The sequence below is a fragment of the Desulforudis sp. DRI-14 genome (assembly GCF_052618305.1).
Map to the genome: position 1 here is coordinate 1 of NZ_JBQXEZ010000014.1, position 22,758 is coordinate 22,758.

Sequence of the window (22,758 nt, forward strand, 5' to 3'; positions counted from 1 at the left end):
GATCGTGGCGTACTGCTTCATCGTCGAGAACTTCGCCATCTTCGAGGAAGACCAGAAGACGCTGGCGGAGCTCAACAAGGCCTACCGGTACGGGACGGCACAGGTTTCTACTTAACTTAGCCCGTTAATGCCTTCTGCCACGGAGGTGCGCGCTTGAAATCGGCGCCCGGCACCTCCGTGGCTGTCTCCTTCCTACTCCTTCCGCCGCTTTGAAGAAAAGTCTTCCTCACCGCGTTTGCGGATGATGCCGGCGTCGTACTCCGCCCGCAAGCGGCGTGCCGCCTCGACCATCCTGGACAGCGCGGCTACGGCTTCTTGTTTACCCCGGGTTTTCAATCCGCAGTCCGGATTGACCCATAGCCGCTCGGCGCCGAAAAGCTCAAGCGCCTTTCTGACAAACTGTGGCAAACCGTTTCGGCACCAGTCCGAGCATCACCGCGGTATCAAGAACGTGATCATAGAGAGAAAAGTCGCCTACGGGGACAAGTTCCACGCCCAGGCTGATCTGTTGACGCCAGTGTGCCTCCTCAAGGGCAGGGGCGGCTCAACGCTCACAGTAGCGGGACTGCTCAGGATTTGCAAGGCCTGTGGGGGATTTTACGCCCGTCTCTTTGGTTTTGTCTGTGATTAAGGGAGAATATCGGAGAATAGCAGAGGAGAATATCCGGCTCTTACAGAAATATCTTCCTTACCGGGGTGTAATCCCGGGCTCCTGCACTCCCGGAACCCGGACGGGCGCTTGCGCGGACTTTTATGCACGTTCTCAAGAGGTGAGCCCGTTGCCCTACTGTATAAGGAAGTTGGATGCCGGAAGTCAGAAGTCGGACTTGGTGAAATCCGCGAGGCGGTCGCTTCCAGGTCAAACCTCTGACCTCTGGTTTCAGACCTCTTTTTGGTACGTGAGCACTGGACGGCGAGCATGACAAAGCTAGGCGAAGTTTTTCAACAGTCCCTTCGGGATGGGGTTTATTACTTTGCCTTTACCGGCAGCCTGCTCCTGGCCGCCCATTTGGTCCCCCTGCTTCATTTCTTTGCGGGGCTGGGCCTGCTGGCCCTCGCGGGGTTCTTGACGCGGGAAAGGACGTCGGCTTATGCCCTGTTTATCCTGCTGGCATCGGGGATGTTCCTGTCCCTGTCATTACAGACGCTCAATCCGGCGTTGACGGTGACCGAGTTCGGGCTGCTCGGGGTGTTGTACGGCCTGGGCTTCAAGAACGGGCTTAAGCCCCAACGGCTGCTGTGGGGAGGCGTTTTAGCAGGTCAGATCCTTCACGGCTTAACCCTTCTTGTCCTCTTCCTGGCGTTGGGCCATAACCCTTTCGACGCGCAGCAGTTTCTGGCCGGCGTTGAAGAATTGACCCCCCTGGAGGAGCAGGTGTTGCAGACGATGGCGGTAGTCCTGCCGGGGAGCTACGTGGTGAGCGCCTGGTTTATGGCGGTGGCGGGATTCTTTACCCTCCAGCACGTTTTAGCGGGGAGGGGGACGGTTGACAACCCCCTGCCGTTTGCCGAGTGGAGGCTTCCCTGGACGGCGGTCTGGATGGTTATCGCCGGGCTGGGAATGTATCTTGCCGGCGACCAGTGGTCGATCGCGGGTCTCAAGGTTACGGGAGCCAACATCCTTGTCATATCCGTTTTCGTTTTTGCTACACTGGGATTGAGTACGGTAGCCGCGCTCAAGCTTTTCGCCCGCCTGTCCAGGTTCTGGCGTGTCGTGCTGCTGGCGGCGGCCGTTTTCTATCTCCCCGTCATCTTTACCGCCCTGGCGGTTTTGGGTTTTCTGGATGCGGGCTTCAATTTCCGCGAGTGGTTCCGGCGAAAGGAGGACTAAAAGCGTGAAGGTGATTTTGCTTAAAGACGTGAGCAACCTCGGCAGGAAAGGCGACATCGTCAACGCGGCGGACGGTTTCGCGCGTAACTTTTTATTCCCCAAAGGATTGGCCGAACCGGTTACGGAGGGGCGGATGCAGGAGATCGCGCGCAACGCGGACGCCAGGGCCAGGAAAGAGAAGAGGCTTGACGAGCAGGCCCGCGCGATGGCCGCCAGGCTTAAAGGCCTCACCGTCAAGGTGGCGGTGCGGACCGGGGAGGGCGGCAGGCTTTTCGGTTCGGTCAGCACCAAGGATATCGCCGCGGCCCTCGAGGCACAGCACAAGATCAATATCGATCGCAAGAAGTTCGAGCTGAAGGAACCGATCAAGAGCCTGGGGACGTACAAGGTTCTTGCCAGGCTCCATCCCGGGGTGCAGGCGGAATTCACGGTGGAGGTCACGGGAGTTTAATGCTGGAGAAGAAACCCCCTCACAGCCTCGACGCCGAGCAAGCCGTGCTCGGCGCCTTGCTTATGGATCCGGACGCCGTTAACCGGGTGGTCACCTTCCTGCGCTCGGACGACTTTTATCACCCCGGGCACAGCGCCATCTACCAGGCCGTTCTGCAGCTGATCGACGAGCAAAAGCCGGTCGATCTCCTGACGGTAACCGAGCGCCTGCGCCTGGACGGGTTGCTGGAGAGGCTCGGCGGAGCGGCCTACGTCGCCTCCCTCCTGGACGTCGTGCCCACTTCGGCCAACGTGGAGTATTACGCCCGTATCGTCGAGGAGAAGGCGCTGCTGCGCGCCCTGATCCGGGTATCCACCCGGATCGCCGAAATGGGCTACGAGAACGCGGAGGCCCCGGAGCGGCTGCTTGAGCAGGCCGGGCAGATGATCATGGAACTGAGTTCCGGCCGGGAAACCACCGTCCTTGCTTCGATACGGGACATATTAATGAGCACGTGGGCCCATATCGAAGCGGTCTACGAAAGCAAGGGGCAGGTTACCGGCATTCCCACGGGGTTTGAAGACCTTGACAGGAAGATCAGCGGGCTGCAGCCCTCGGACTTGATTATCCTCGCCGCCCGCCCGAGTATGGGCAAGACGGCCTTGGCCCTGAGCGTCGCCTTCAAGGTCGCTCACAGGCAACGCAAGCCGGTGGCCGTTTTCAGTCTGGAAATGTCCAAAGAACAGCTCGTTCAGCGGTTGCTGTGTTCCGAAGCGAAGGTGGACCAATACAGGCTGCGCACCGGAAACCTGCGTGAAGAGGACTGGGAACGCCTGACCGACGCTGCTGCGCGCTTAAACGACCTGCCGATCTTTATCGACGATACCGCCGCCTGTACGGTCAGCGAGATCCGGGCCAAAGCCAAGCGGCTGCAGGCCGAGAGAGGACTCTGTCTCATCGTCATCGACTACATCCAGCTGATGCAAGCGGCGCGGCGGACGGAGAGCAGGCAGCAGGAAATCGCCCATATTTCCAGGTCCCTCAAGGGTCTCGCTAAGGAACTCAACGTCCCGGTGCTGGCACTTTCCCAGCTCAGCCGCGCCGTGGAGCAGCGCCAGGATAAGAGACCCATTATGTCGGACCTGCGTGAATCGGGCAGCCTGGAGCAGGATGCCGACATCGTTATGTTTATCTACAGGGACGAATACTACAACGAGAAAACGGAACAAAAAGGCGTGGCCGAAGTGATCGTCGCCAAGCATCGGAACGGGCCGACCGGAAAAGTCGAGCTGGGGTTCTTTAAAGAATTCACCCTTTTTACGGGATTCACCAGGCGAGAAGAATAAGTTGACATCACTGTGCCCCTTTGCTAAAGTTATATGGGCATTCGGGAGGGGTGAGGAAATGCAGAGAAAGCAATACGACGTGATCATCGTCGGTGCCGGGCCGGCCGGGATTTTCGCGGCCCTGGAGATCGCCATGCACGATCCGAAGTGCAAGGTCCTGATCATTGAAAAGGGCCTGGACATCAAGAAGCGCCTCTGTCCTTCCCAGGAGAAAAGCACCAACTGCCGGCACTGCGCCCCCTGCGCCACGGTATGCGGCTGGGGCGGGGCGGGCGCTTTCAGCGACGGCAAGCTGACCCTCTCCACCGAGGTGGGGGGCAGTCTCGACCAGTATATCGGCGGCGAAGCCCTAAAAAAATACGTAGACTACGTCGACAAGATCTATATCCGTTTCGGGGCGCCCCAGGACGTCTACGGGGTGAAACACCGTGAGCAGTTCGAGGAAATCCAGCGCAAGGCCATCCTGGCCGATCTCCGCCTGGTCCCGCTGCCTATCAGGCACCTGGGCACGGGGCGCTGCGCCGAGATCCTGCAGCTGATGTACGAGTATCTCGCTCCCCGGGTGGACATCAAGACCAGCACCCTCGTCACGCAGATCCTGGTTAAGGACAATACCGTCCTCGGGGTCGAGACGGCGGACGGGAAGACGTACTCCGCGAACTACGTGATCGTCGCCCCGGGACGGGAGGGCGCCGAGTGGCTGACCGCGGAAGCCCGCCGCCTGAACCTTGAGCTGGCCGTCAACCCCGTCGATGTCGGTGTGCGCGTGGAGGTCCCGGCGGCCGTTTTGGCCCCCTTGACCGACCTCTTTTACGAGCTTAAGTGCACCTATATATCCAGGACTTTTGAGGACCGCGTCCGGACCTTTTGTATGAACCCCAACGGCGAAGTGGTCATGGAGAACAACGACGGCGTGATTACGGTTAACGGCCACAGCCACGCTTACAGGAAGACGGAAAACACCAACTTCGCCATCCTGGTGAGCAAGAGCTTCACCGAGCCGTTTTCCGAGCCGATCGCCTACGGCCGCTATATCGCCAGTCTGGCCAACATGCTGGGGGGCGGGGTCCTGGTCCAGCGTTTGGGGGACCTGACCGCCGGCCGCAGAAGCACTAAGGAAAAGCTGGCTAAGAGCTTGGTGCGCCCGACGCTTCCCGAGGCCACACCGGGGGACCTCAGCCTGGTCTTTCCGTACCGGCACATGCTCGGCATCCTGGAAATGCTCGAAGCCCTGGACAAGATCGCGCCGGGCGTCAACTCGCGCAATACCCTGCTCTACGGGGCGGAGGTCAAGTTCTACTCGTCGAGGCTGGCCTTAAGCCCCAGCCTGGAGACGCGCATCAAGAACCTTTTTGCCGCCGGCGACGGCGCGGGGGTCACGCGGGGCCTGGCCCAGGCGTCAGCCTCCGGCGTCCTGGTGGCGCAGGAAATCCTAAAGAGAGCCTAAAAACGTAGTTTTAGGTCTCGACTCTAAGCTGTAAGCTTTAAGCATTAGATGGAATAACGGAAGTAGACTAAGCCTTGAATTTAAACGCCGAACCGCTTAACCGTTAGTATATTAATGCTTAGTGCCCGATGCTTACAGTATAGTTCTGGAGAGCGTTCGAGAAAACGAGCATAGCACTTGAGAGGTGGCTCACACTTCCCAATGGGCAGGCGAAGTTTTTCAACGGTCTCCTAGGAGGAGAAGAGTTGGCTACTATAGCACTAGTAGGCGCCCAGTGGGGCGATGAGGGGAAAGGCAAGGTCACCGATTTCCTGGCTGAGTCGGCTGACATCGTGGTCAGGTACCAGGGGGGCAACAACGCCGGTCACACCGTTGTCGTGGGTGACCAGGAGTACAAACTGCACCTGATTCCTTCCGGCATCCTGTATCCGGAGAAACTGTGCATTATCGGCAACGGCGTGGTCATCGACCCGGTCGTGTTAAAGCAAGAACTTGAGGGGTTGAAGCAAAGAGGCGTTCCTACGGCGCCGATCAAGATCAGCGAGCGTGCCCACGTTATCATGCCTTACCACAGGCTGCTGGACGAACTCCAGGAAGAAAGCAAGGGCGACCGTCGCCTGGGGACGACGCGCAGGGGCATCGGACCTGCTTATACCGATAAATCCGCCCGTGTCGGCATCCGCGTCGTCGACATGCTGGACCCCGAGGGTTTCCGGGAGAAGCTCGAATTTGCGGTGGCCGAGAAAAACCGCATCATCCAGCAGGTGTACGGGGGCGAGCCGGTGGACGCCGGGGAGATTTTCGCGGTCTACGCCGAGCTGGCCGAGTTCATACGGCCGATGGTGGCCGACACCTCGCTGATCTTGCACCAGGCGATCGCCCAGGGCAAGAACGTCCTCTTTGAAGGGGCGCAAGGGACGCTCCTGGACATCGACCACGGCACTTATCCCTACGTCACATCCTCTTACCCAACGGCGGCGTCGGCCGCAATGGGGTCGGGCATCGGGCCGAGTAAGATCGACACCGTCCTCGGCGTTGTAAAGGCGTACACCACCAGGGTGGGGGAGGGGCCGTTCCCCACCGAGCTTGGCGACAGCACCGGCGAGTACCTGCGGGCCAGGGGCCACGAGTACGGGACGACGACCGGGCGTCCCCGGCGCTGCGGCTGGTTCGACGCGGTGATCGGACGCTACGCGGCGCGCGTCAACGGCCTGGATTACTTCGCCGTGACCAAGCTCGACGTGCTGACCGGCCTGCCGGTCCTGAAGATCTGTACCGCTTATCGCTGCCGCGGGAAGCTGTTGACCGAGTTTCCCTCCAGCCTCGACGTGCTGGCCGAGTGCGAACCGATCTATGAAGAACTGCGCGGCTGGGAAGAGGACATTAGTTTGGTGACCCGCTGCGCCGACCTACCGACGGCCGCCCGGGACTACCTGGAGCGGATCACCGAGCTTACCGGGGTGCCGGTGGCGCTTGTCGGCGTGGGCTCCAAGCGCAGCCAGACGATCGTTAAATGCGGCGTGTTTAAATAGATTCCGCTGAAGAATTGCACTTGGCGGGCGCCGGGGGATTATCGGAGGTCACATTGGGAGTTGGTTCAAAGAACGCAGCGAGCCGAGGAACAGCGGCGACGTGTTTTTCGCCCGCGAAAGCGGGCGAGTTTCGGCGCCGCCCGAGGCGAGCGAGTTCATTCCTTGGCGCGGACACAGTCACCAAAGATAATGCCCCGGTACAACACACCGCTCGTAAGGCTACTTTTTCAGCAGAATCTAAACAGGATTCGGCTGCCGGCATCGGCATAACAAAGTTGTTGGTTCCGCCGGAATGCCCGATGCTTGGCGCCCGCCACTCATGCGTTAGTTGCGTGGCAGTTATTGCCCTTGACATCGGGTCGGTCCTATAGTAACATACCCTTTGCGAGGATTTTGTGGCCCCATGGTCAAGTGGCCTAAGACACCGCCCTTTCACGGCGGTAACCCGGGTTCGAATCCCGGTGGGGTCACCAATTTGCGGGTGTAGCTCAATGGTAGAGCATCAGCTTCCCAAGCTGAGGGCTGAGGGTTCGATCCCCTTCACCCGCTCCAGAGAAATCAAGGCTCCCGAGCAGAGAGCCTTTTCTTTTACGCCGGTTCAACCCCAATCACCCTTTCCACCGCGAAACTGCGGGTTTCTCCCTTCCGAGGTAACCCCGGTTTCCGGGCTTACGGTTCGGGCCCTTCAAACCCCTTCGGGAAACAGCAACGGCTCCGGTGACCGGAGCCGTTGCGCCTCAGCAGCCGCCTTTTCCCTTGGGAGTGGAGCAATCGGGGGTGATACATTCGGCGACCTCCATATCCCCCACCCTCTTGGTGCCGGAAGCGAAGGCCGTGGTTTCCTGTGCTGCGGGCTTTTTACCCTTGGCGGGGGAGGCATTGACACCGGCTGTGAGCTTGTTCCCGGCGTCATCGGACCTGCGGTTTCTCGGCAATGTCGCCACCTCTCTTCCATAGTGCTGAACAGTCTTATTATGCTCTTTGCGGGACGCTTCTTATCCACGGAACTTCTGGAAGATTCATTGCCGGCCCGCGATTATTGTTTCGCCTTCCCCCGCTCAATCAGTATACAGATCAGGATGTGTTTGGCGGCGCGGCGCGTCTCTTATTCGCTTTGTCCTTGTTTTCACTAACCGTTTTGTCCTATAATCTAAACAAAACCTCGTAAGGGAGGTCCCGCCATGTTTGTTAAGGACTATATGACTAGAAACCCGATTACGATTACCCCGGAGACCCCTATCTTTCAGGCCCTGGAGATCATGACCAGGAAGAAGGTCAGGCACCTCCCCGTAGTCAAGGACGGCAAGCTGGTCGGCATCGTCACCGAACGCGGCCTGCTGCAGGTCTCCCCGTCGCCGGCCACCACCTTGAGCGTTTACGAGCTGAACTACGTCCTGGCTAAGGTCACGGTCAAGGACGCCCTGGTGAAGAACCCTGTCACCTGCGATCCGGATATGCCCATCGAGGAAGCGGCCCTGATCATGCGGGAAAAAAAGATCGGCAGCATCCTGGTCACCGAAAAGGATAAGCTCGTCGGCATCATTACCCAAACCGACATGATCGAGGGATTGGGCCGTCTCTTCGGCGTGCGCCGCGCCGGAACGCGCCTGGTCATTGAGACGCCGGACCGCATCGGCGTCCTGTCCGAGATCACGCAATTCTTCAAGGAAAAAGACATAAACATTATTAGCGTGGCCACCCTGGAGCTCGAAAATGGGAAGTTCCTGCTGATGTTCCGCATCAGCACCGCCGACGCCAGCAGCCTGGTCGGGGAGCTGGAGGGGAAGGGGTTCCACGTCGTATCCATCAGGTAGGTACTAGGGTATTCAGGTGTAGGGTATTTAGACGTTGCAGCTTACGGTGACAGCAGCTTACAGGGTTATACGGTTGAAAAGCAAGTAACTGAGGGGGAAGAATCATCATGAAGCACATTCGCACGATCAGCAAGGGGCAGACGGTGTCCAGGGACGTACAGGGCTGTGGAGAATGCCAGACTTCCTGCCAGTCGGCCTGCAAGACCTCGTGTACCGTCGGCAACCAGAGCTGTCTGCATAAAAAAGAAAGCAAGTAATCCTGGCCGGGAGAACACCTTGATTCACTGTTTTTCTCTGGAAGGGGTAAAGCTTGTTTACGACGCGCACAGCCAGGCTCTCCACCAGGTGGACGACTTGGCTTGGGCGGTCCTGAAGGGCGAGGATTTCGCGGCGCTGGGGCAGCCCCCCGCCGCAGAGGAGCTTGCCGAGGTAAAGGGAGAGATCGCCTCCCTGCAGGAGCGCGGTCTTCTTTTTTGCCCCGACCCGTACGGCGGCTACGAGCCCCCGGCTCCCGCCGTCAAGGCCCTCTGCCTAAACGTCGCCCACGCCTGTAACCTGGCCTGCCGGTACTGCTTTGCCGGCAAGGGGCAATACGGCGAGGGACCTGCGCTGATGCCGCTTCATACGGCCCGCCGGGCGGTGGAGTTTTTGCTGGCCAACGCCGGTTCCAGGCAGCGGCTGGAGATCGACTTCTTCGGCGGAGAGCCCTTGCTCAACTGGGACGTGGTGAAAGAGACCGTCTTTTATGCCCGAAGGCGGGGCGCCGAGGCGGGGAAGACGATCACCTTCACCCTCACGACCAACGCCCTGTTGCTGGACGAAGGGGTGACCGGCTTCTGCCTGCAGCATGGCGTCAACGTGGTGCTCAGCCTCGACGGGCGCCGGGAGGTGCACGACCGCCTTCGCCTGACGCCGGGAGGGCAGGGCTCTTACGACCTTGTGGTCCGTAACGTCCGGCGGTTTGTCCGTTCCTGGACGGCCCATCCAGAGCCCAAAGGATACTACTTCATCAGGGGCACCTTCACCAGGCACAACCCCGACTTTGCCGACGATTTTCTTCACCTGGTGGACCTGGGCTTCGACCGGATTTCCATTGAGCCGGTCGTCGCCGCCCCCGGCGAGCCCCACGCGTTAACCGGGGATGACCTGCCGCGCCTCGAAGCGGAGTACGAGAGGCTGGCCCGCGCTTACCTCGGGTTGCGCCGGGAAGGCCGGATGGTGCGTTTCTTCCACTTCGAGCTCGACCTCGACCGGGGGCCCTGCCTGGCCAAACGCCTCACCGGCTGCGCGGCGGGGACCGATTACCTGGCCGTCGCGCCGGGCGGGGGGATCTATCCCTGTCACCAGTTCGTCGGCCGCCCGGATTTTCTGCTGGGCAGCGTGGAGACAGGCGTTGCCAACCGCCCTGTGGTGGAAATGTTCAGGCACGCGCACGTCTACGCGAAGGCCCGATGCCGCGCGTGCTGGGCGAAGTTCCTGTGCAGCGGGGGGTGCCACGCCGCCGCCTTCCTGCAGAACGGCAGCATCCTGGAGCCGTATGACGTCGGCTGCCGGTTGATGCATAAACGTTTAGAATGCGCGTTGTTTATTAAGGCACGAGAGCTAGAACGGAGGTGTCAGCGGGAGATTTCCGGTGACAGTTAAGCACGTTCGTCGAATATTGGCACGCAATGGCTGGACGTGCAACTTTTGCTATGATACAATCACACTGCGGCTTTTTAGCCATGTCCTAACCATGGGGAGGGGATAGGTTTTGCAACCTAGAATACCGACTCGTGGGCGGAGCAGGCGTTTCGCTCATCCAATCGGGCTAGGCCTGACTGTATTGAGTTTAATCGTTGCTATCGGCTTTAACATTCAGGCGGAAACCAAGGTGTGGGCCGTCCAGGTCAATGGGGAGCCCGTGGCCGTCGTTGCGGAAAAACAGGCTTTCGACCAGGCGCTGGCCTCTCTCAAGGAGAATTTCGGCGGCGAACTCCCCGAGGAGCGCATCAGGATTGTCAACACCTTTACCTGTAACACCGCTCGGCTCGTATCAGCCAGTCAACTGGAAGACGAACTGGCCGGCGCCCTGGGCCTGCGGACCAGGGCGTGCGGCGTCCGGATCGACGGCGAACTGAAGCTGGTCTTTGCCGACCGTCAGACGGCCGAAAGCTTTTTGAAACAGTATAAAGCCAAGTATCCCTCCGACCCCGGGTGCGATGTCCGCTTCCTGCAGAAGGTGCAGCTTGTTGAAGTCGACGCGGCTAACAAAGACATCGTTTCGATTGAAGAAGCCTTTGCCCTGGCGCAGAAACTGCAAAGGCAAAACAAGGTCTACAAAGTTAAAGAAGGGGACACCCTCTGGGACATCGCCATCGCCAGCGGGCTTACCGTCAACGAATTGGTTTCCGCCAATCCGGGTCTTGCCGAGGATCAGGTGCTGGCCCTGGGCCAGGAACTGAACGTCGGAAAGACCCAGCCTCTCCTGACAGTGGTCTCCACCGGAGAAGTCAAAGAAATCGTCCCGGTCGCTTTCCCGGTCAAAGTCCGGCAGGACAAGAGCCTGGCGCTCGGCAGCCGCAAGGTCGTCAAGCCGGGCAAGGAGGGCAAGAAGGAGATTGTTTACGCCGTCACCAGGTACAACGGCAAGGTCGTAAAACGGCAACAGATAGCCTCGGCTATCGTCCAGCAGCCCGTTTCCCAGGAAGAGGTTCGGGGAACCCGTTTGATGGTCGCCTCCCGTGGGGGCGGGCACCTTGCCTGGCCCGTCAGCGGCGGCGGTTCCATCAGTCAGTATTTCGGAAGGCGTCATACCGGATTGGACATCGCGGCTGATACCGGAACCCCGGTTGTCGCCAGCGAGGACGGACAGGTTGTGGATGCCGGGTGGGGCGGCGGTTACGGCAGGATGGTGGTGGTCAACCACGGCGGCGGTGTCGTAACGAGGTACGCTCATCTTTCGCGCATCGCCGTATCGGCCGGCGAGCAGGTGTCGCGGGGACAGGTGATCGGCTACCTTGGTTCATCCGGCAATGCCACCGGCCCGCACCTGCACTTTGAAATCATCCACGAGGGACGCTTTGTCAACCCGCTCAATTACTTGTAGAAACATCGTTTTCACCGACTGCAAGGGCCCGCCGGGCCCTTTTGCTTTGCAATGCTGCAGGCCGGTGCTATAATAGGGGACGGGTGATCACGCAATGAAAATGCTGAGCAAGAAGGGACAAAAGGGCGTTTTCTGGGTGCTGACGATTTTCATCGGCCTGGGCCTGATCGCCTCATCCGTCGTGTGGACCCTGCCCGACCTGGGTTCCGCCCCCGGACCGACGCAGGAACAGCAGGAAACTTCGCAGTCGCAGCAGCCTGTGACCGCGGTTAACAAGGAACTCGAATCCCGGATCAAGAACAACCCCAGCGACGTTGCGGCGAGGCTGCAACTGGCGGCGTGGTACCGGGACGGCGGCGACCTCGAAAAGGCCATCGCGCAGTACGAAGAAGTGATCAAGCTCGACGCTGTGAACCAGAACGCGCGGCTGAGCCTGGCCGAACTGTACTATCTCACCGGCCAGGTCGACCTCGCCCTGGCTCAGTTTGACGAGGTCCTCAAGGTAAACCCCGATCACCAGCTTGCGCTCTTCAGGTCGGCGCTGATGCTCGGGCAGGAGAAGAACGACTACCAGGCGGCGGCGGAACGCCTGCAGCGCTACATCGAAGTCGCTGGGCCGGGGCCGGAAACCGACCAGGCGCGGATGCTGCTGGAGGTCTGGCAAAAGAAGGAATAGGACGCCTTTTCGACTAACATTGTACCGAAAAGGGACCGTTTCAAATAAACGGTCCCTTTTTTGGTTACTCCCGCTTGTCTTGCGGATTATTTCCACTAGGCTGGAAATCGTCCATGGCGCTATAATTGGCACGGAAGGCGGTGAGGACAAGCGATGGCTAAGAGGGCACGCATCTTCGTTAGTCTACTGGTTAGCTTGCTGATCCTGACGGGAGCAGCCATGCGTGCCGACCTTTACGTAAAATCCCTGGCGCGGGAAGCCAATAGGAGGTACGTGATCTGGCAGTTCCGCGGCATGTACGCCGCCAGGGGCGACCACTTCATCGTCTTCAGCAAGCCGGCGCAAAAGGACAGCGCGCCGCTCGTCCTGGCCGCGGCCGAAAAGTTTTACCCGGTGATCGCCCGTGACTTCGGCCTTGACGCTCTCGGACCTTCCCCCGTCGTCCTCTACGGTGACATGGCCGACTTGAACCGCACCTTCGGCTGGCACGGCGGCTACAGCACGATGGGGGTTTACTGGGCCGGGACGATCCACGTTCTTGCGCCCTGGGATGGGGCGGACGCGGACGACACCAGGCAACAGTTTGAGTCGAACGGCCCCATGGCCCACGAGATCACGCACCTCGCCGTCGACGTTTTGACCCGGGGTAACTGCCCGCGGTGGTTCAACGAGGGCATCGCCCAGTATGAGGAATACCGGCTGACGGGATTCCGCTTTGCCGACCCGCTGGCCTTCGACCTTTCCACGGCTTACAGCCTGGCCGAGCTTAAAGACTTTGACGCGCTGGCCGACCAGAGCAGAGCCTACAACCAGGTTTTGAGCATGGTCTTCTTCGCCGCTGAAGAGTTCGGGTGGCCGTCGCTTCGCGGCGTGCTGGCCGATCTGGGGCGGGGAAGGGACCTCGACAGGGCCTTGGAGGCCAACCTGGGGGTTAATTTGTCGGAATGGGTAGGTCTTTGGTCGGATTGGCTGGCGCAGGAGCAGGAATCTTTTTAAAGACTTCCGAATATGGAACTAATGTAGCTGGAGAGGTTATACTTGGAAATCAGGGGGACAAGCACACTAAATGGAACGCATAACCATTGACGGCGGCCGCCCGCTCAAGGGCCGGACCCGTATCTCCGGAGCAAAGAACGCCACACTCGCTATCCTCTGTGCGGCCATTCTCGCGGACAACGAGGTTGTCCTGGAGAACGTGCCCGACATCAGCGACGTGCGGATCATGCTCGAAATCATCGGGGCGCTCGGCCACGGGAGCATGTGGCTGGCCGACGACGCCTTGCGCATCCGCCAGGGGGCTGTCACCGGCTTCGAGGCTCCCTACCACCAGGTGAAGAAACTGCGTGCCTCCAACCTGCTGCTGGGTCCCCTGCTTGCCAAGTACGGCCGGGCCAGGATCGCTCTCCCCGGCGGCTGCAACATCGGCTCCCGTCCCATGGACCTGCACTTTAAAGGCCTGACCGGCCTGGGCGCCGATTTGCGGCTGGAGAACGGCTACATCATCGGCCGGGCCGACCGCCTGAGCGGGGCCAGGGTCTACCTCGACTTCCCCAGCGTGGGGGCGACCGAAAACATCGTGATGGCCGCCGTTCTCGCCGAAGGACAGACGATTATCGAAAACGTCGCCAAGGAGCCGGAAATCGTCGACCTCGCCAACTTCCTGAACGCCTTGGGCGCCAGGATCAGAGGGGCGGGGACCGACGTCATCAAGATTGAGGGCGTCAGGTCCCTGGACAGGCAGGTGCGCTACGCCGTCATCCCGGACCGCATCGAGGCCGGCACGTTTATGGTCGCCGCCGCCGCCACCGGCGGGGACGTCACCCTGGAGAACGTCATCCCCACCCACTTTGAGCCCTTGAGCGCCAAGCTGCGGGAGGCCAACGTCCATGTCGAGGAGTTCGAGGACAGTGTCCGCGTGTGGACGCCGGAGCCTCTCCGGCCAATCAACATCAAAACCATGCCCTATCCCGGTTTTCCCACCGACATGCAGTCCCAGATGATGAGCCTGCTCTCGATCGTCCCGGGTACGAGCATCATCGTGGAGAACATCTTCGAGAACCGTTTCCAGGTGGCCCAGGAGCTTCGCCGGATGGGCGCCCGGATCAAGGTCGAGGGACGCGTCGCCGTCGTCGAGGGCGTCGGGCACCTGCAAGGCGCGCAGGTCAAGGCCACCGATCTCAGGGCCGCCGCCGCCCTGGTCATCGCCGGGCTGGCCGGGCACGGCCAGACGGACATCTACAACGTCCACTTCCTCGACAGGGGTTATTTCAACCTGGAGTCCAGGCTTATCGCGCTAGGGGCTGACGTGACGCGCCAATGATGTCCGTCGTTATCCTGGGCGTCGGCCGGGTCAAGGAGCCTTTCCTGAGGGCCGGCATTGAGGAGTACCTGCGCCGGCTCAAGCCTTACGTCCGCGTCACGGTCGTCGAGGTGCCCGAGGAGCCTTTCGGCCCCTATCCCGGAGAGGCGGAACGGGCGGCGGTGGTGGCGCGGGAAGGCGACAAGCTGCGGCGTCATCTCCAGGACGATGCCTATGTGGTGGCTCTGGACCCCAAAGGAAAACAGGTCTCCAGCGAGGAATTCGCCGGGCTGCTGGAGAAGCGGGCTCTTGAAGGGCGCAGCCGCATCACCTTCGTCGTCGGCGGCCCGCTGGGCTTAAGCCCCGATCTCCTTGGCCGGGCCGACGAGGTCATTTCCTTTTCATCCATGACCTTTCCGCACCAGCTCTTCCGGCTCATCTTGGTCGAGCAGCTCTACCGCGCCTTCAAGATCTCCCGCCGCGAACCGTATCACTGGTAGCCCTTTCCGTTTTGACCCGTATGGCTGCAATAGATCCGCCGCAAAAGGATGAGCAAGAACGAGCGGGAATGCGTATAACCCCTCTGTTGCTGCTAGGACGCCCGGCGATGGCAGGCAGAGGGCTTGCGTTGCTGTGTTAACATGTATCCAGATTTTTCCATCAGGGCTGTGCCGGTTGCCCGACGGTTCGGTTCGTACAAGCGGGGCAGGAAGGAAAAGGGGTTGGGGGCCGTTTTGCAACAGTCCCATGAAGAAGGGCTCTTCTTCGTAGCCTGGCGCCCCACCTTTTTATTGCTTTTTTTGCTCGGGGCCTGGCTGGAGCGCGCCACCGGTTTTCTGGACGTCATCCTGGAGATCGTGCTGGTGAGCGTCCTGCTCTTGGCGGTGAAAACGGGGCTGGCGGCCGGACTGGCCGCCGTCCTGGCCGCCGTCCTGCTGCTGGTCCGTTCCCGGGCCAAAGCATCCGCAGCCGGACGACGGTAGCCCGACGAACGGCAGCCTGATGATACGTGCGGGGGTTGGTGATGGGCATCGGCAAAATCTTTACGCGCGAGGAAGAGGAGGACGTCGAGATCCAGGAGCGTATGGTGCTGCTGGAAATCCGCCGCTCGCGTAAGGACGGCCGCATCCTGAGTAAGAAGATCCTGCGTTTCCTCACTCCCCGGGAGGAAAGAGAGATTCTTCACCGTTACAGGCAAATGGATGAATCTTTGTAATAAATGTCATTTTTCCGGGGCTGTCGGCGTTTCACGGGCCCTGTCTGGTGAATTGCGGCAGAGCCAGATTGAGAATTGCTTCGGCAGTATTTGCCAATTGCTCAAAAAGCCTGCTTATCTCCCAAATTTGTCCCTCAACGGTTCCAGAGAGACCTTGATTCCCTATAAAAAGTTCTTTTCCCCAGCAGGAATATGAGTATGTGCAACGAATAACATGGACAGTGGGTTGCGCAGCCTGAACGCTGCCGGATGAGCGAAGGTTGAGAAGGATACCTGTCGCTATTTTTTGCTTGTCTGGGGCCGTTCCGGCCGTTTTCTGCCAAATTGACAGGTCAGGGTTGGCGTGCTATGCTAAACCAGTCAAAATGGCTGGGGTTTGTAGTATCCTTTGCGAGGATACGTCGGGTGCCGGTTGTTGGTCAATTGGTTAGTTTGCGTGAGGAGGAGGGTTGCTGGGAAAAAGTTTTTTGGCTTTGGTCGCCAGGCATCAAGCCTAGTAGTTTAGTCTAAGGAGGCGTGATGATCGTTATGTTCAAGCCGAAAGTCCCGCAAAAGGACCTTAATTATCAGGAACTGCGGATCTATACGGACGAAGAACTGCAGAACCCGTCCGACGAGGAGCTTAAGGAGTTTAAGATCAAGTACGACATCCCCATGCTGGAACAGTTGGAATCCGGGCCGTGGCCCAGCTTCGTGGCCGACCTCAAGGTTGAGGCGCTGCGCAGAAGGAAGCTGGCCGATGACCGGCTGATGATCAACAGGGACGTCGTGGAAGACCTGATGGGCCAGCTCGAGGTTTCCTTTGTGGACGGCGAAACCCACTGGAAGCACGGCGGCATCGTGGGCGTGAACGGTTACGGCGGCGGCGTCATCGGCCGTTACTCCGACCTGCCCGACAAGTTCCCAGGGGTCGCGCACTTCCATACCGTCCGCCTGAACCAGCCGGCCAGCAAGTTCTATAAGAGCGACTTCCTGCGCGCCCTTGCCGACCTCTGGGAGCTGCGCGGCAGCGGTGTATTCAACATGCACGGTTCCACGGGTGACATCATCCTTCTCGGCACCTTCACCGAGCAGCTCGAGCCGATCTTCCAGGAGTGCACCCACCACCTCAGCCAGGACATCGGCGGCTCCGGCTCGAACCTGCGCACGCCGGAGTGCTGCGTCGGCAAGGCCCGTTGCGAGTTTGCCCTTTACGACACCCAGGAAATGTGCTACGAGATGACGATGCACTACCAGGACGAGCTGCACCGCCCGATGTTCCCGTACAAGTTTAAGTTCAAGTTCGACGGCTGCCCCAACGGCTGTGTGGCATCCATCGCCCGTTCCGACCTGTCCTTCATCGGCACCTGGCGGGACAACATCCGCATCGACCAGGACGCCGTCCAGGGCTACATCGCGGGCGACCTCATCCCGGCCGGCGGCTCGCACCGCGGCCGCGACTGGGGCAAGTTCGACATCTACAAGGAAGTCGTCGACCGCTGCCCGAGCGGCTGCATGAAGTACGAGGACGGCGTGCTGACCATCGACGACGCCAACTGCGTGCGCTGCATGCATTGCATCAACACCATGCCGCGTGCCCTGCGTCCGGGGACCGATACCGGCATCAGCATTCTCTGCGGCGCCAAGGCCCCCATTCTTGAAGGCGCCCAGATGGCTACCCTGATCGTGCCCTTCATGAAGGCCGAGCCGCCTTACGACAACATCAAGGAAGCCATCAACAGGATGCAGGAGCTGTGGATCGAAGAGGGCAAGAACCGCGAGCGTATCGGCGAAATGATCCAGCGCATCGGCCTGCCGGCCTTCCTCGAGGCTTGCGGACTTCCTCCCGCGCCGCAGCACGTCTGGCGCCCACGCGAGAACCCGTACATCTTCTGGAAAGAAGAGGACGTGCCGGGTGGCTGGAAGCGCGACATCAACGACTACAGGAAGCGCCACGCGAGATAGTCGGGCTTACGTTTGCCGCTTGACGGCAGCGTGACGGTGAACAAGCGAAACACAATTTCTCTCACGGGAGGGTGTTAATATGGGTCTTTCTTCGACCAAGTTTGGGGTGTACGACCCTGAGAACCCCAACAAGGACCGTATCACGGACATCGGGCCGCGCCACTACTGGGATTTCTTCCCGCCGATCATCCAGCGGAACTACGGCAAGTGGCTGTACCACGAAGTCCTGGAGCCTGGCGTGATTGTACACGTTTCCGAGACGGGTGAGAAGGTTTACACGGTGCGCGCCGGCGGGATGCGCATCATGAGTGCGGCCTTCGTGCGCGAGATCTGCGACGTCGCCGACAAGCACTGCGACGGCTACGTCCGCTTCACCACCCGCAACAACGTTGAGTTCCTCGTCGACAGCTACGAGAAGATCGAGCCCCTCAAGAGGGAGCTGGAGAGCCGCAAGTTCTACTCCGGCAGCAACAAGTTCCCGGTCGGCGGGACGGGCGCCGGCATCACCAACATCGTCCACACCCAGGGCTACATTCACTGCCATACGCCGGCCACCGACGCCTCTTCGATGGTCAAGGCCCTGATGGACGAGCTCTACGAGTACTTCGGCAGCATGACCCTGCCGGCCAAGGTGCGCGTTTCGATGGCCTGCTGCCTGAATATGTGCGGCGCCGTGCACTGTTCCGACATCGCGCTGCTGGGCTACCACCGCAAGCCGCCGATCATCGACCACGAGTGGCTCGCCAAGATGTGCGAGATCCCCACGGTTATCGCTTCCTGCCCGAAGGCCGCCTTCTCGCCGGCCACGACCCCGGACGGGAAGAAGACGGTCAAGCTGAAGGAAGAGCGCTGCATGTTCTGCGGGAACTGCTACACCATGTGCGCCGCCCTGCCGCTCTCCGACAAAGAGGGCGACGGCGTGGTCGTGCTGGCGGGCGGCAAACTCTCCAACCGCATTTCGCCGCCGAAGTTCTCGAAGGTTATCGTTCCCTTCCTGCCCAACAACTTCCCGCGGTTCCCCGAGGTATGCGAAACCGTCAAGCGTATCGTCGAGGTCTACGCGAAGCATGCTAACAAGTACGAGCGGCTTGGCGACTGGGCGGAGAGGATCGGCTGGGAGAAGTTCTTCGAGCTCTGCGAACTGCCCTTTACCGAACACCTTATCGACGACTACCGTCTGGCGTACGATACGTACCGGACGAGCACCCAGTTTAAGTACACGGACGCCGCGTGGGCGGTTTCCAAGGCTGCGGGTGGCGTAGACTAGTACTACCCTGCCCCACAATATTTGAGGGGAGGTTTGATGAGTGGACGAGATTAAGAAAATCATTGTGGATTACCTAACCAACGCCAAGAAGTCCAAACACTACTTCAAGGACCTGGAGACTGCCGTCAAGAAGCAGATTCCCGGGGCCGGTATGCGGGACGTTAAGAAAGCCTGCAACGAGCTGGTCAGCGAGGGGACAGTCGCCTACTTTATGACCGGCAGCACCACTATGTACGTCCTGGCCAGCCGCCAGGGAGAAACCTCCGACATGGATTAAGATTTACCTGATTCGTTGAGGCCGCTCGCCCGTTGCCGGCGGGCGGCCTTTTCCTTGTATGGAAGGAGTGAACAGCCGGTGCCGGAACCCCGAGATTCTGAAAGCTGGATCCAAGAGCAGAAGCAAATACTTAAAGACAATCCGGAATGCGCAACGGCCCTTTACAACCTGGGCGTAGTGGCTATGCAGGAGGGCCGGCTGGACGAGGCGGAGAGGTACTTCAAGGATGCCATCCTGGATGGCGCCCGCATGTTTGAGGCCTGGGTGAACCTCGGTTACATCTTCTACAAGAAGGGCGATCTCGAGGGAGTGATCGAAGCTAACCGCAGGGCGGTCCAGATCGAACCCCGCTATGCGCGTGGGTACGCCAACCTCGGCTTTGCGTACCTGCAGGAGGTCCGGACCGAGGAAGCAATTGATGCCCTGCAAAAGGCCATTGAGTTGAACCCCGAGATCGTCCAGGCCTGGGCCAACCTCGTCAGCGCCTACCTGCAGAAGGATGACGTCGAGCAGGCGGTCCGGACCGGTGAAAAACTGGTGGCCCTGGCGCCTAATTTCGGCCTGGGCCACAATAACCTGGCCTACGCGTATTACCTGCAGGGTGAGCATGCCAAGGCCGTGAAGCACGTCGACCTGGCCATGGCGTACGGTTACCCGATCCATCCCGACTTCCTCAAGGAACTGGAACCCTACCGCGGAGAGCGAGGCGGGGACGGCGATGCTTGATGAGCTGTTTGCCCGCTACGAGCAGCTGGGGTTGGCGGCCGACCTGGCCTTTGAGAGGATGCAGCGCGAGTACGCCGACGCCGTTAAGTGCGAGCGGGGCTGCACGGACTGCTGTCACGCCCTGTTCGGACTTTTCCCGGTCGAAGCGGCCTACCTAAAGGATCGGTTCGATAAACTCGACCCGTCCTTGCAGCAGGAAATCCTGCAACGGGCCGACGAAGCCGAGGAGCGGCTGAAGCAGCTCCAGGAAAAGTTGAACGACGCCTTTTCTGACGACCCCGAGATGCAGTCCTACGCCATGGCCAGAGAACGCGTCAGGTGCCCGCTCCTCAGCGACGAGGGCGACTGTGCCCTTTATCCTTTTCGACCGGTTACCTGCCGCGTTTACGGCATCCCCACCACCGTTCAGGGTGTCGGGCGGGTGTGCTGGAAGGCGGCCTTCGCCCCCGGCCGGCCTTATCCGGCTTTTAACCTCGACCGCCTGCACAAGGAACTGTATCAGATGTCCCAATCCCTCCTGCAGAAGGACGGGGAGGACGACCTGGACCGTGCGGCCCTGCTTATCCCCGTGGCGGCTGCTTTGAAAACGCCGCTGGAAAGCCTCCTGCGCGGCGAGTTTGTGCCGGAATAAAAAAGGCCCCGGTGAAGGCCGTTAAAGGCTGCCGTAGGCGGCCTGAAGCTGGCGGTTAAAGCGAACTGCGGCCCGCCTAGCGAACCTTAGTGCTCAGCGCTCAGCGCTAGTTTGGCCAGTTCGCCGATGGTCTTGGTGACAAGCGCTCCTTCCTTGTAGACCTTGGCTTCTTCAGTGTCATTTTGCAGTTCCAGCAGCCGCTCCCGCACGCCGCCCGTTCCCAGGCAGCCGAAGAAACGCACCGCGTTCCCTCTGGTCTCGGGGTCGGGGCTGTCCAGCAACGGCTTGACCCGCCTGGTCGCCTTCCCCGCAAGGTCGGGTCTTTCCTGCGCGATCCGGGTTAAGGCCCGCAGCACGACCGGCCGCAGGGCGTCGTCTTCGAGCAGCGGGAAGAGCCGGGGGAGGTAGCCCCCGAAGAGGCCCGGCGCCGCGGCCATGATCTCCCCGATGGCGTCGACGCTCCCCCAATAAGAGGCGCTGGAGGTTTCAAAGGGAGTAAACAGTCCTCGCAGAATAGCCACGGCCGAGGTGGGATCGACGGGGGCCAGCACCGTGACCACCCTGCCCAGGGCCTCCGCCGCCCGCAGGCGGAGCAGCTCGTCGTTCGAATGCAGCAGCCGCTGGATGTACCTGCCGGTCTTCTTGTCGAGCCGGGCGGAGGCGACAACCGGTTCCAGCCGGTACTCCCTGATGCAGCGCTCGACCTCTTCTTTGGTCAGCTTCCGCGGCTCTTCTCCGGCGGCTTCCGGTTCGTCGCCCGCCGTCTTGCCGGGGGACGCGGCCCTGCTTTGCGAAAGCCTTTGGAGCACGCCCTCTTCCTTTACTTCCCGAATATCCTGGTGCAGTCTGACAAAGGAGAGAGCTCCTTTTACTGCGCGGCCCGCCAGGACCTTTTCCGGATAAATCCGGTTGGTCTCGAGGTCATACCCCTCGACGATTTTGTGGAGGTAATCCTCTTCGGGCAAGAGATCCCATGCGAGGTCCCAGTCCATGTCGCAGGCGAAAACCAGGGCCTCGGCAAAAGCCTCCCCCAGGTTGTGGCCGGTAACATCGCAAACATAGACGGCGCCGCAGTTTGCGCAACGCCCCACGGGCATCTCCCGGGCCGCGCCATCCTCTACTTCCTGCGGCCTCTCGATGGATAAACCGCAAAAAGGGCACGCCGCCTCTGCCGAAGTCTGTTCGACCGATGGCCGCATCTTTCAGTCCCCCGCTCCGGGTATTTCCAGGGTATGACACGAGCTTCCGGGGCTGCAAGACTTGGTGGTCAGCTTGGCCTTCTTTCCTTTGCCGCTGCCCATAACGGCATTGGCTCTGCTGATCACCCGGTCGGCTTCCTCCGAACCGCAATCGGGGCACTTGATCTCCACCTTTTCGCCGGCGTCACGGAAAAGCTTTTCGAAAAGCCTCCCGCAAGCGGCGCAACGGAATTCATAAATGGGCATGATCCCTTATCACCCCTTGAATTAAACTAAGCGCGACCGGTCGTGCCCTGGATTGTTTCGTTTGTCTTCGCGCTTCCCGTATACGAGAATAAATTTACCACGGGGGAGGCGGCCCTTGCAACTCGTAAGGATGCTGCCGGGCGGATCCCTCTCTCGAACGGGCGGCGTAAAAATGGCCGTGGACGGCCTCAAGGCATTACCTCGCCGAGGCGGGCGGCCGGACTGGATAGCAGCAGAGGTGTCAAAAAAAGTTATGTGCCAGCAGAAGGATTATACCCGTGGATAACGAACATTTAACATGGGTTTCAAAGGTTGCGCAACCGGGTACAGCACTCCATTTTCCTGGGGCTAACGTGAAAATCCCGGCATACCGGACAATGGCTAAAAATAAGGTTCAGTGAGCATACGATCCGGGAGGGATCGGTATGCTTCTTGATTGTGATTTTGTGAGCAATCCTTAAGGCTTGACCTGTTTTCTGTAATAGGCTACATTCATAGTTGGAAGAAGGTTATCCGCTGATTGGTGGATCAACTGACGAATCACTAAAACACTTTATGTAGGGGTAAGGAGGTATTCCTATGTTCGTAGTGACCATCGACCAGGACAAGTGCGACGGCTGCGGAGAATGCGTCGAGGCCTGCCCGGCCCAGTGTCTGGTGTTGCAAGACGGCAAGGCCGCCGTCGACGAATCCACTGACTGCATGGGTTGCGAGACCTGTGTTACCGTCTGTCCGAACGGTGCCCCCTCGCTGAGTGAGGTGTAACACCTCTCACAGGCGATTACCCGG

At 60.1% G+C, this 22,758-nt stretch carries 26 protein-coding genes and 2 tRNA genes; 23 read left to right on the top strand and 5 right to left on the bottom strand.

Annotated elements, in window-relative coordinates; translation table 11 throughout:
* Nucleotides 1–192 precede the first annotated feature (192 nt).
* A complete protein-coding gene (locus ACUM6F_RS08770) occupies nt 193–408 on the bottom strand; it encodes a hypothetical protein (RefSeq protein WP_445348988.1) in 216 nt (71 codons plus the stop codon).
* Nucleotides 380–493 (bottom strand): hypothetical protein, encoded by a 114-nt coding sequence (locus tag ACUM6F_RS08775; protein ID WP_426377577.1) that lies wholly within the window; start codon nt 491–493, stop codon nt 380–382. The genes ACUM6F_RS08770 and ACUM6F_RS08775 overlap by 29 nt, the downstream gene beginning before the upstream one ends.
* Before the next feature lie 426 nt (nt 494–919).
* On the opposite strand from ACUM6F_RS08775, the gene ACUM6F_RS08780 reads away from it, so the two are divergent.
* The 7 genes from ACUM6F_RS08780 (at nt 920) to ACUM6F_RS08810 (ending at nt 7,138) form a co-directional block, all read left to right on the top strand.
* Entirely contained in the window at nt 920–1,831 is a 912-nt protein-coding gene (locus ACUM6F_RS08780; RefSeq protein ID WP_425620559.1) for a DUF2232 domain-containing protein, read from the top strand.
* A 4-nt stretch (nt 1,832–1,835) separates the two neighbouring features.
* On the top strand, nt 1,836–2,282 hold the full coding sequence (gene rplI / locus ACUM6F_RS08785) for a 50S ribosomal protein L9 (RefSeq protein ID WP_445348989.1): 447 nt from the start codon (nt 1,836–1,838) through the stop codon (nt 2,280–2,282).
* Nucleotides 2,282–3,607, top strand: coding sequence for a replicative DNA helicase (gene dnaB, locus ACUM6F_RS08790; RefSeq protein ID WP_445348990.1), 1,326 nt, complete (start codon nt 2,282–2,284; stop codon nt 3,605–3,607). The genes rplI and dnaB overlap by 1 nt, the downstream gene beginning before the upstream one ends.
* 58 nt (nt 3,608–3,665) lie before the next feature.
* Entirely contained in the window at nt 3,666–5,054 is a 1,389-nt protein-coding gene (locus tag ACUM6F_RS08795) for an NAD(P)/FAD-dependent oxidoreductase (protein ID WP_425620556.1), read from the top strand.
* A gap of 245 nt (nt 5,055–5,299) precedes the next feature.
* Nucleotides 5,300–6,586 (top strand): adenylosuccinate synthase, encoded by a 1,287-nt coding sequence (locus ACUM6F_RS08800; RefSeq protein WP_445348991.1) that lies wholly within the window; start codon nt 5,300–5,302, stop codon nt 6,584–6,586.
* Nucleotides 6,587–6,983: 397 nt separating this feature from the next.
* Nucleotides 6,984–7,059 (top strand) — tRNA-Glu (locus ACUM6F_RS08805).
* A 4-nt stretch (nt 7,060–7,063) separates the two neighbouring features.
* Nucleotides 7,064–7,138, top strand: a tRNA-Gly gene (locus ACUM6F_RS08810).
* Nucleotides 7,139–7,323: 185 nt separating this feature from the next.
* Here ACUM6F_RS08810 and ACUM6F_RS08815 read toward each other — a convergent pair.
* Nucleotides 7,324–7,521 carry a hypothetical protein gene (locus ACUM6F_RS08815; RefSeq protein ID WP_445348992.1) on the bottom strand — a complete coding sequence of 66 codons (198 nt, stop codon included), beginning with the start codon at nt 7,519–7,521 and terminating at the stop codon, nt 7,324–7,326.
* Between the two features lie 246 nt (nt 7,522–7,767).
* Between ACUM6F_RS08815 and ACUM6F_RS08820 the strand changes: the two genes are divergently transcribed.
* The 15 genes from ACUM6F_RS08820 to ACUM6F_RS08890 all read left to right on the top strand — a co-directional run bounded on the left by ACUM6F_RS08820 (nt 7,768) and on the right by ACUM6F_RS08890 (nt 20,524).
* Complete coding sequence (locus ACUM6F_RS08820; protein WP_445348993.1) at nt 7,768–8,400, top strand: CBS and ACT domain-containing protein; 633 nt, start codon at nt 7,768–7,770, stop codon at nt 8,398–8,400.
* A 107-nt stretch (nt 8,401–8,507) separates the two neighbouring features.
* On the top strand, nt 8,508–8,657 hold the full coding sequence (scfA, locus tag ACUM6F_RS08825; protein WP_425620552.1) for a six-cysteine ranthipeptide SCIFF: 150 nt from the start codon (nt 8,508–8,510) through the stop codon (nt 8,655–8,657).
* Between the two features lie 19 nt (nt 8,658–8,676).
* Nucleotides 8,677–10,044: a thioether cross-link-forming SCIFF peptide maturase gene (gene scfB / locus ACUM6F_RS08830; protein ID WP_425620551.1), complete on the top strand. Its 1,368-nt coding sequence runs from the start codon at nt 8,677–8,679 to the stop codon at nt 10,042–10,044.
* A 181-nt stretch (nt 10,045–10,225) separates the two neighbouring features.
* Nucleotides 10,226–11,488: a LysM peptidoglycan-binding domain-containing M23 family metallopeptidase gene (locus ACUM6F_RS08835; RefSeq protein ID WP_445348994.1), complete on the top strand. Its 1,263-nt coding sequence runs from the start codon at nt 10,226–10,228 to the stop codon at nt 11,486–11,488.
* A gap of 94 nt (nt 11,489–11,582) precedes the next feature.
* Entirely contained in the window at nt 11,583–12,164 is a 582-nt protein-coding gene (locus tag ACUM6F_RS08840; RefSeq protein ID WP_425620549.1) for a tetratricopeptide repeat protein, read from the top strand.
* A gap of 153 nt (nt 12,165–12,317) precedes the next feature.
* Nucleotides 12,318–13,160, top strand: coding sequence for a peptidase MA family metallohydrolase (locus ACUM6F_RS08845; protein WP_445348995.1), 843 nt, complete (start codon nt 12,318–12,320; stop codon nt 13,158–13,160).
* A gap of 70 nt (nt 13,161–13,230) precedes the next feature.
* Nucleotides 13,231–14,484 carry a UDP-N-acetylglucosamine 1-carboxyvinyltransferase gene (murA, locus tag ACUM6F_RS08850; RefSeq protein ID WP_425620547.1) on the top strand — a complete coding sequence of 418 codons (1,254 nt, stop codon included), beginning with the start codon at nt 13,231–13,233 and terminating at the stop codon, nt 14,482–14,484.
* Nucleotides 14,484–14,963: a 23S rRNA (pseudouridine(1915)-N(3))-methyltransferase RlmH gene (rlmH, locus tag ACUM6F_RS08855; RefSeq protein WP_445348996.1), complete on the top strand. Its 480-nt coding sequence runs from the start codon at nt 14,484–14,486 to the stop codon at nt 14,961–14,963. Before murA ends, rlmH begins: the two co-directional genes overlap by 1 nt.
* A gap of 141 nt (nt 14,964–15,104) precedes the next feature.
* Complete coding sequence (locus ACUM6F_RS08860; RefSeq protein ID WP_445348997.1) at nt 15,105–15,446, top strand: hypothetical protein; 342 nt, start codon at nt 15,105–15,107, stop codon at nt 15,444–15,446.
* Nucleotides 15,447–15,472: 26 nt separating this feature from the next.
* Nucleotides 15,473–15,679: a hypothetical protein gene (locus tag ACUM6F_RS08865; RefSeq protein WP_445348998.1), complete on the top strand. Its 207-nt coding sequence runs from the start codon at nt 15,473–15,475 to the stop codon at nt 15,677–15,679.
* Between the two features lie 528 nt (nt 15,680–16,207).
* Nucleotides 16,208–17,623: a dissimilatory-type sulfite reductase subunit alpha gene (dsrA, locus tag ACUM6F_RS08870; protein ID WP_445348999.1), complete on the top strand. Its 1,416-nt coding sequence runs from the start codon at nt 16,208–16,210 to the stop codon at nt 17,621–17,623.
* Nucleotides 17,624–17,702: 79 nt separating this feature from the next.
* The gene (dsrB, locus tag ACUM6F_RS08875) at nt 17,703–18,890 is read left to right on the top strand and encodes a dissimilatory-type sulfite reductase subunit beta (protein ID WP_445349000.1); all 1,188 of its coding nucleotides are present in this window, start codon (nt 17,703–17,705) and stop codon (nt 18,888–18,890) included.
* Nucleotides 18,891–18,930: 40 nt separating this feature from the next.
* Nucleotides 18,931–19,167, top strand: a complete 237-nt coding sequence (locus ACUM6F_RS08880) for a dissimilatory sulfite reductase D family protein (protein ID WP_425620542.1) — start codon at nt 18,931–18,933, stop codon at nt 19,165–19,167.
* Nucleotides 19,168–19,245: 78 nt separating this feature from the next.
* Nucleotides 19,246–19,893 (top strand): tetratricopeptide repeat protein, encoded by a 648-nt coding sequence (locus ACUM6F_RS08885; protein ID WP_425620541.1) that lies wholly within the window; start codon nt 19,246–19,248, stop codon nt 19,891–19,893.
* Entirely contained in the window at nt 19,886–20,524 is a 639-nt protein-coding gene (locus tag ACUM6F_RS08890) for a YkgJ family cysteine cluster protein (RefSeq protein ID WP_445349001.1), read from the top strand. Before ACUM6F_RS08885 ends, ACUM6F_RS08890 begins: the two co-directional genes overlap by 8 nt.
* Nucleotides 20,525–20,610: 86 nt before the next feature.
* Here the strand turns inward: ACUM6F_RS08890 and ACUM6F_RS08895 are convergent, their stop codons facing one another.
* Both ACUM6F_RS08895 and ACUM6F_RS08900 read right to left on the bottom strand, forming a co-directional pair.
* Nucleotides 20,611–21,723: a DVU0298 family protein gene (locus ACUM6F_RS08895; RefSeq protein ID WP_425620539.1), complete on the bottom strand. Its 1,113-nt coding sequence runs from the start codon at nt 21,721–21,723 to the stop codon at nt 20,611–20,613.
* Nucleotides 21,724–21,726: 3 nt separating this feature from the next.
* Entirely contained in the window at nt 21,727–21,969 is a 243-nt protein-coding gene (locus ACUM6F_RS08900) for an FmdB family zinc ribbon protein (RefSeq protein WP_425620538.1), read from the bottom strand.
* Between the two features lie 579 nt (nt 21,970–22,548).
* On the opposite strand from ACUM6F_RS08900, the gene ACUM6F_RS08905 reads away from it, so the two are divergent.
* The gene (locus ACUM6F_RS08905; protein WP_425620537.1) at nt 22,549–22,734 is read left to right on the top strand and encodes an indolepyruvate ferredoxin oxidoreductase subunit alpha; all 186 of its coding nucleotides are present in this window, start codon (nt 22,549–22,551) and stop codon (nt 22,732–22,734) included.
* Nucleotides 22,735–22,758: the final 24 nt, after the last annotated feature.

Coding starts and splice junctions, on each gene's coding strand:
- ACUM6F_RS08780 (WP_425620559.1), top strand. CDS start 920: ATGACAAAGCTAGGCGAAGTTTTTCAACAGTCCCTTCGGGATGGGGTT.
- dnaB (WP_445348990.1), top strand. CDS start 2,282: ATGCTGGAGAAGAAACCCCCTCACAGCCTCGACGCCGAGCAAGCCGTG.
- ACUM6F_RS08795 (WP_425620556.1), top strand. CDS start 3,666: ATGCAGAGAAAGCAATACGACGTGATCATCGTCGGTGCCGGGCCGGCC.
- ACUM6F_RS08820 (WP_445348993.1), top strand. CDS start 7,768: ATGTTTGTTAAGGACTATATGACTAGAAACCCGATTACGATTACCCCG.
- scfA (WP_425620552.1), top strand. CDS start 8,508: ATGAAGCACATTCGCACGATCAGCAAGGGGCAGACGGTGTCCAGGGAC.
- ACUM6F_RS08840 (WP_425620549.1), top strand. CDS start 11,583: ATGAAAATGCTGAGCAAGAAGGGACAAAAGGGCGTTTTCTGGGTGCTG.
- ACUM6F_RS08845 (WP_445348995.1), top strand. CDS start 12,318: ATGGCTAAGAGGGCACGCATCTTCGTTAGTCTACTGGTTAGCTTGCTG.
- murA (WP_425620547.1), top strand. CDS start 13,231: ATGGAACGCATAACCATTGACGGCGGCCGCCCGCTCAAGGGCCGGACC.
- rlmH (WP_445348996.1), top strand. CDS start 14,484: ATGTCCGTCGTTATCCTGGGCGTCGGCCGGGTCAAGGAGCCTTTCCTG.
- ACUM6F_RS08860 (WP_445348997.1), top strand. CDS start 15,105: ATGTATCCAGATTTTTCCATCAGGGCTGTGCCGGTTGCCCGACGGTTC.
- dsrA (WP_445348999.1), top strand. CDS start 16,208: ATGTTCAAGCCGAAAGTCCCGCAAAAGGACCTTAATTATCAGGAACTG.
- dsrB (WP_445349000.1), top strand. CDS start 17,703: ATGGGTCTTTCTTCGACCAAGTTTGGGGTGTACGACCCTGAGAACCCC.
- ACUM6F_RS08890 (WP_445349001.1), top strand. CDS start 19,886: ATGCTTGATGAGCTGTTTGCCCGCTACGAGCAGCTGGGGTTGGCGGCC.
- ACUM6F_RS08895 (WP_425620539.1), bottom strand. CDS start 21,723: ATGCGGCCATCGGTCGAACAGACTTCGGCAGAGGCGGCGTGCCCTTTT.
- ACUM6F_RS08900 (WP_425620538.1), bottom strand. CDS start 21,969: ATGCCCATTTATGAATTCCGTTGCGCCGCTTGCGGGAGGCTTTTCGAA.
- ACUM6F_RS08905 (WP_425620537.1), top strand. CDS start 22,549: ATGTTCGTAGTGACCATCGACCAGGACAAGTGCGACGGCTGCGGAGAA.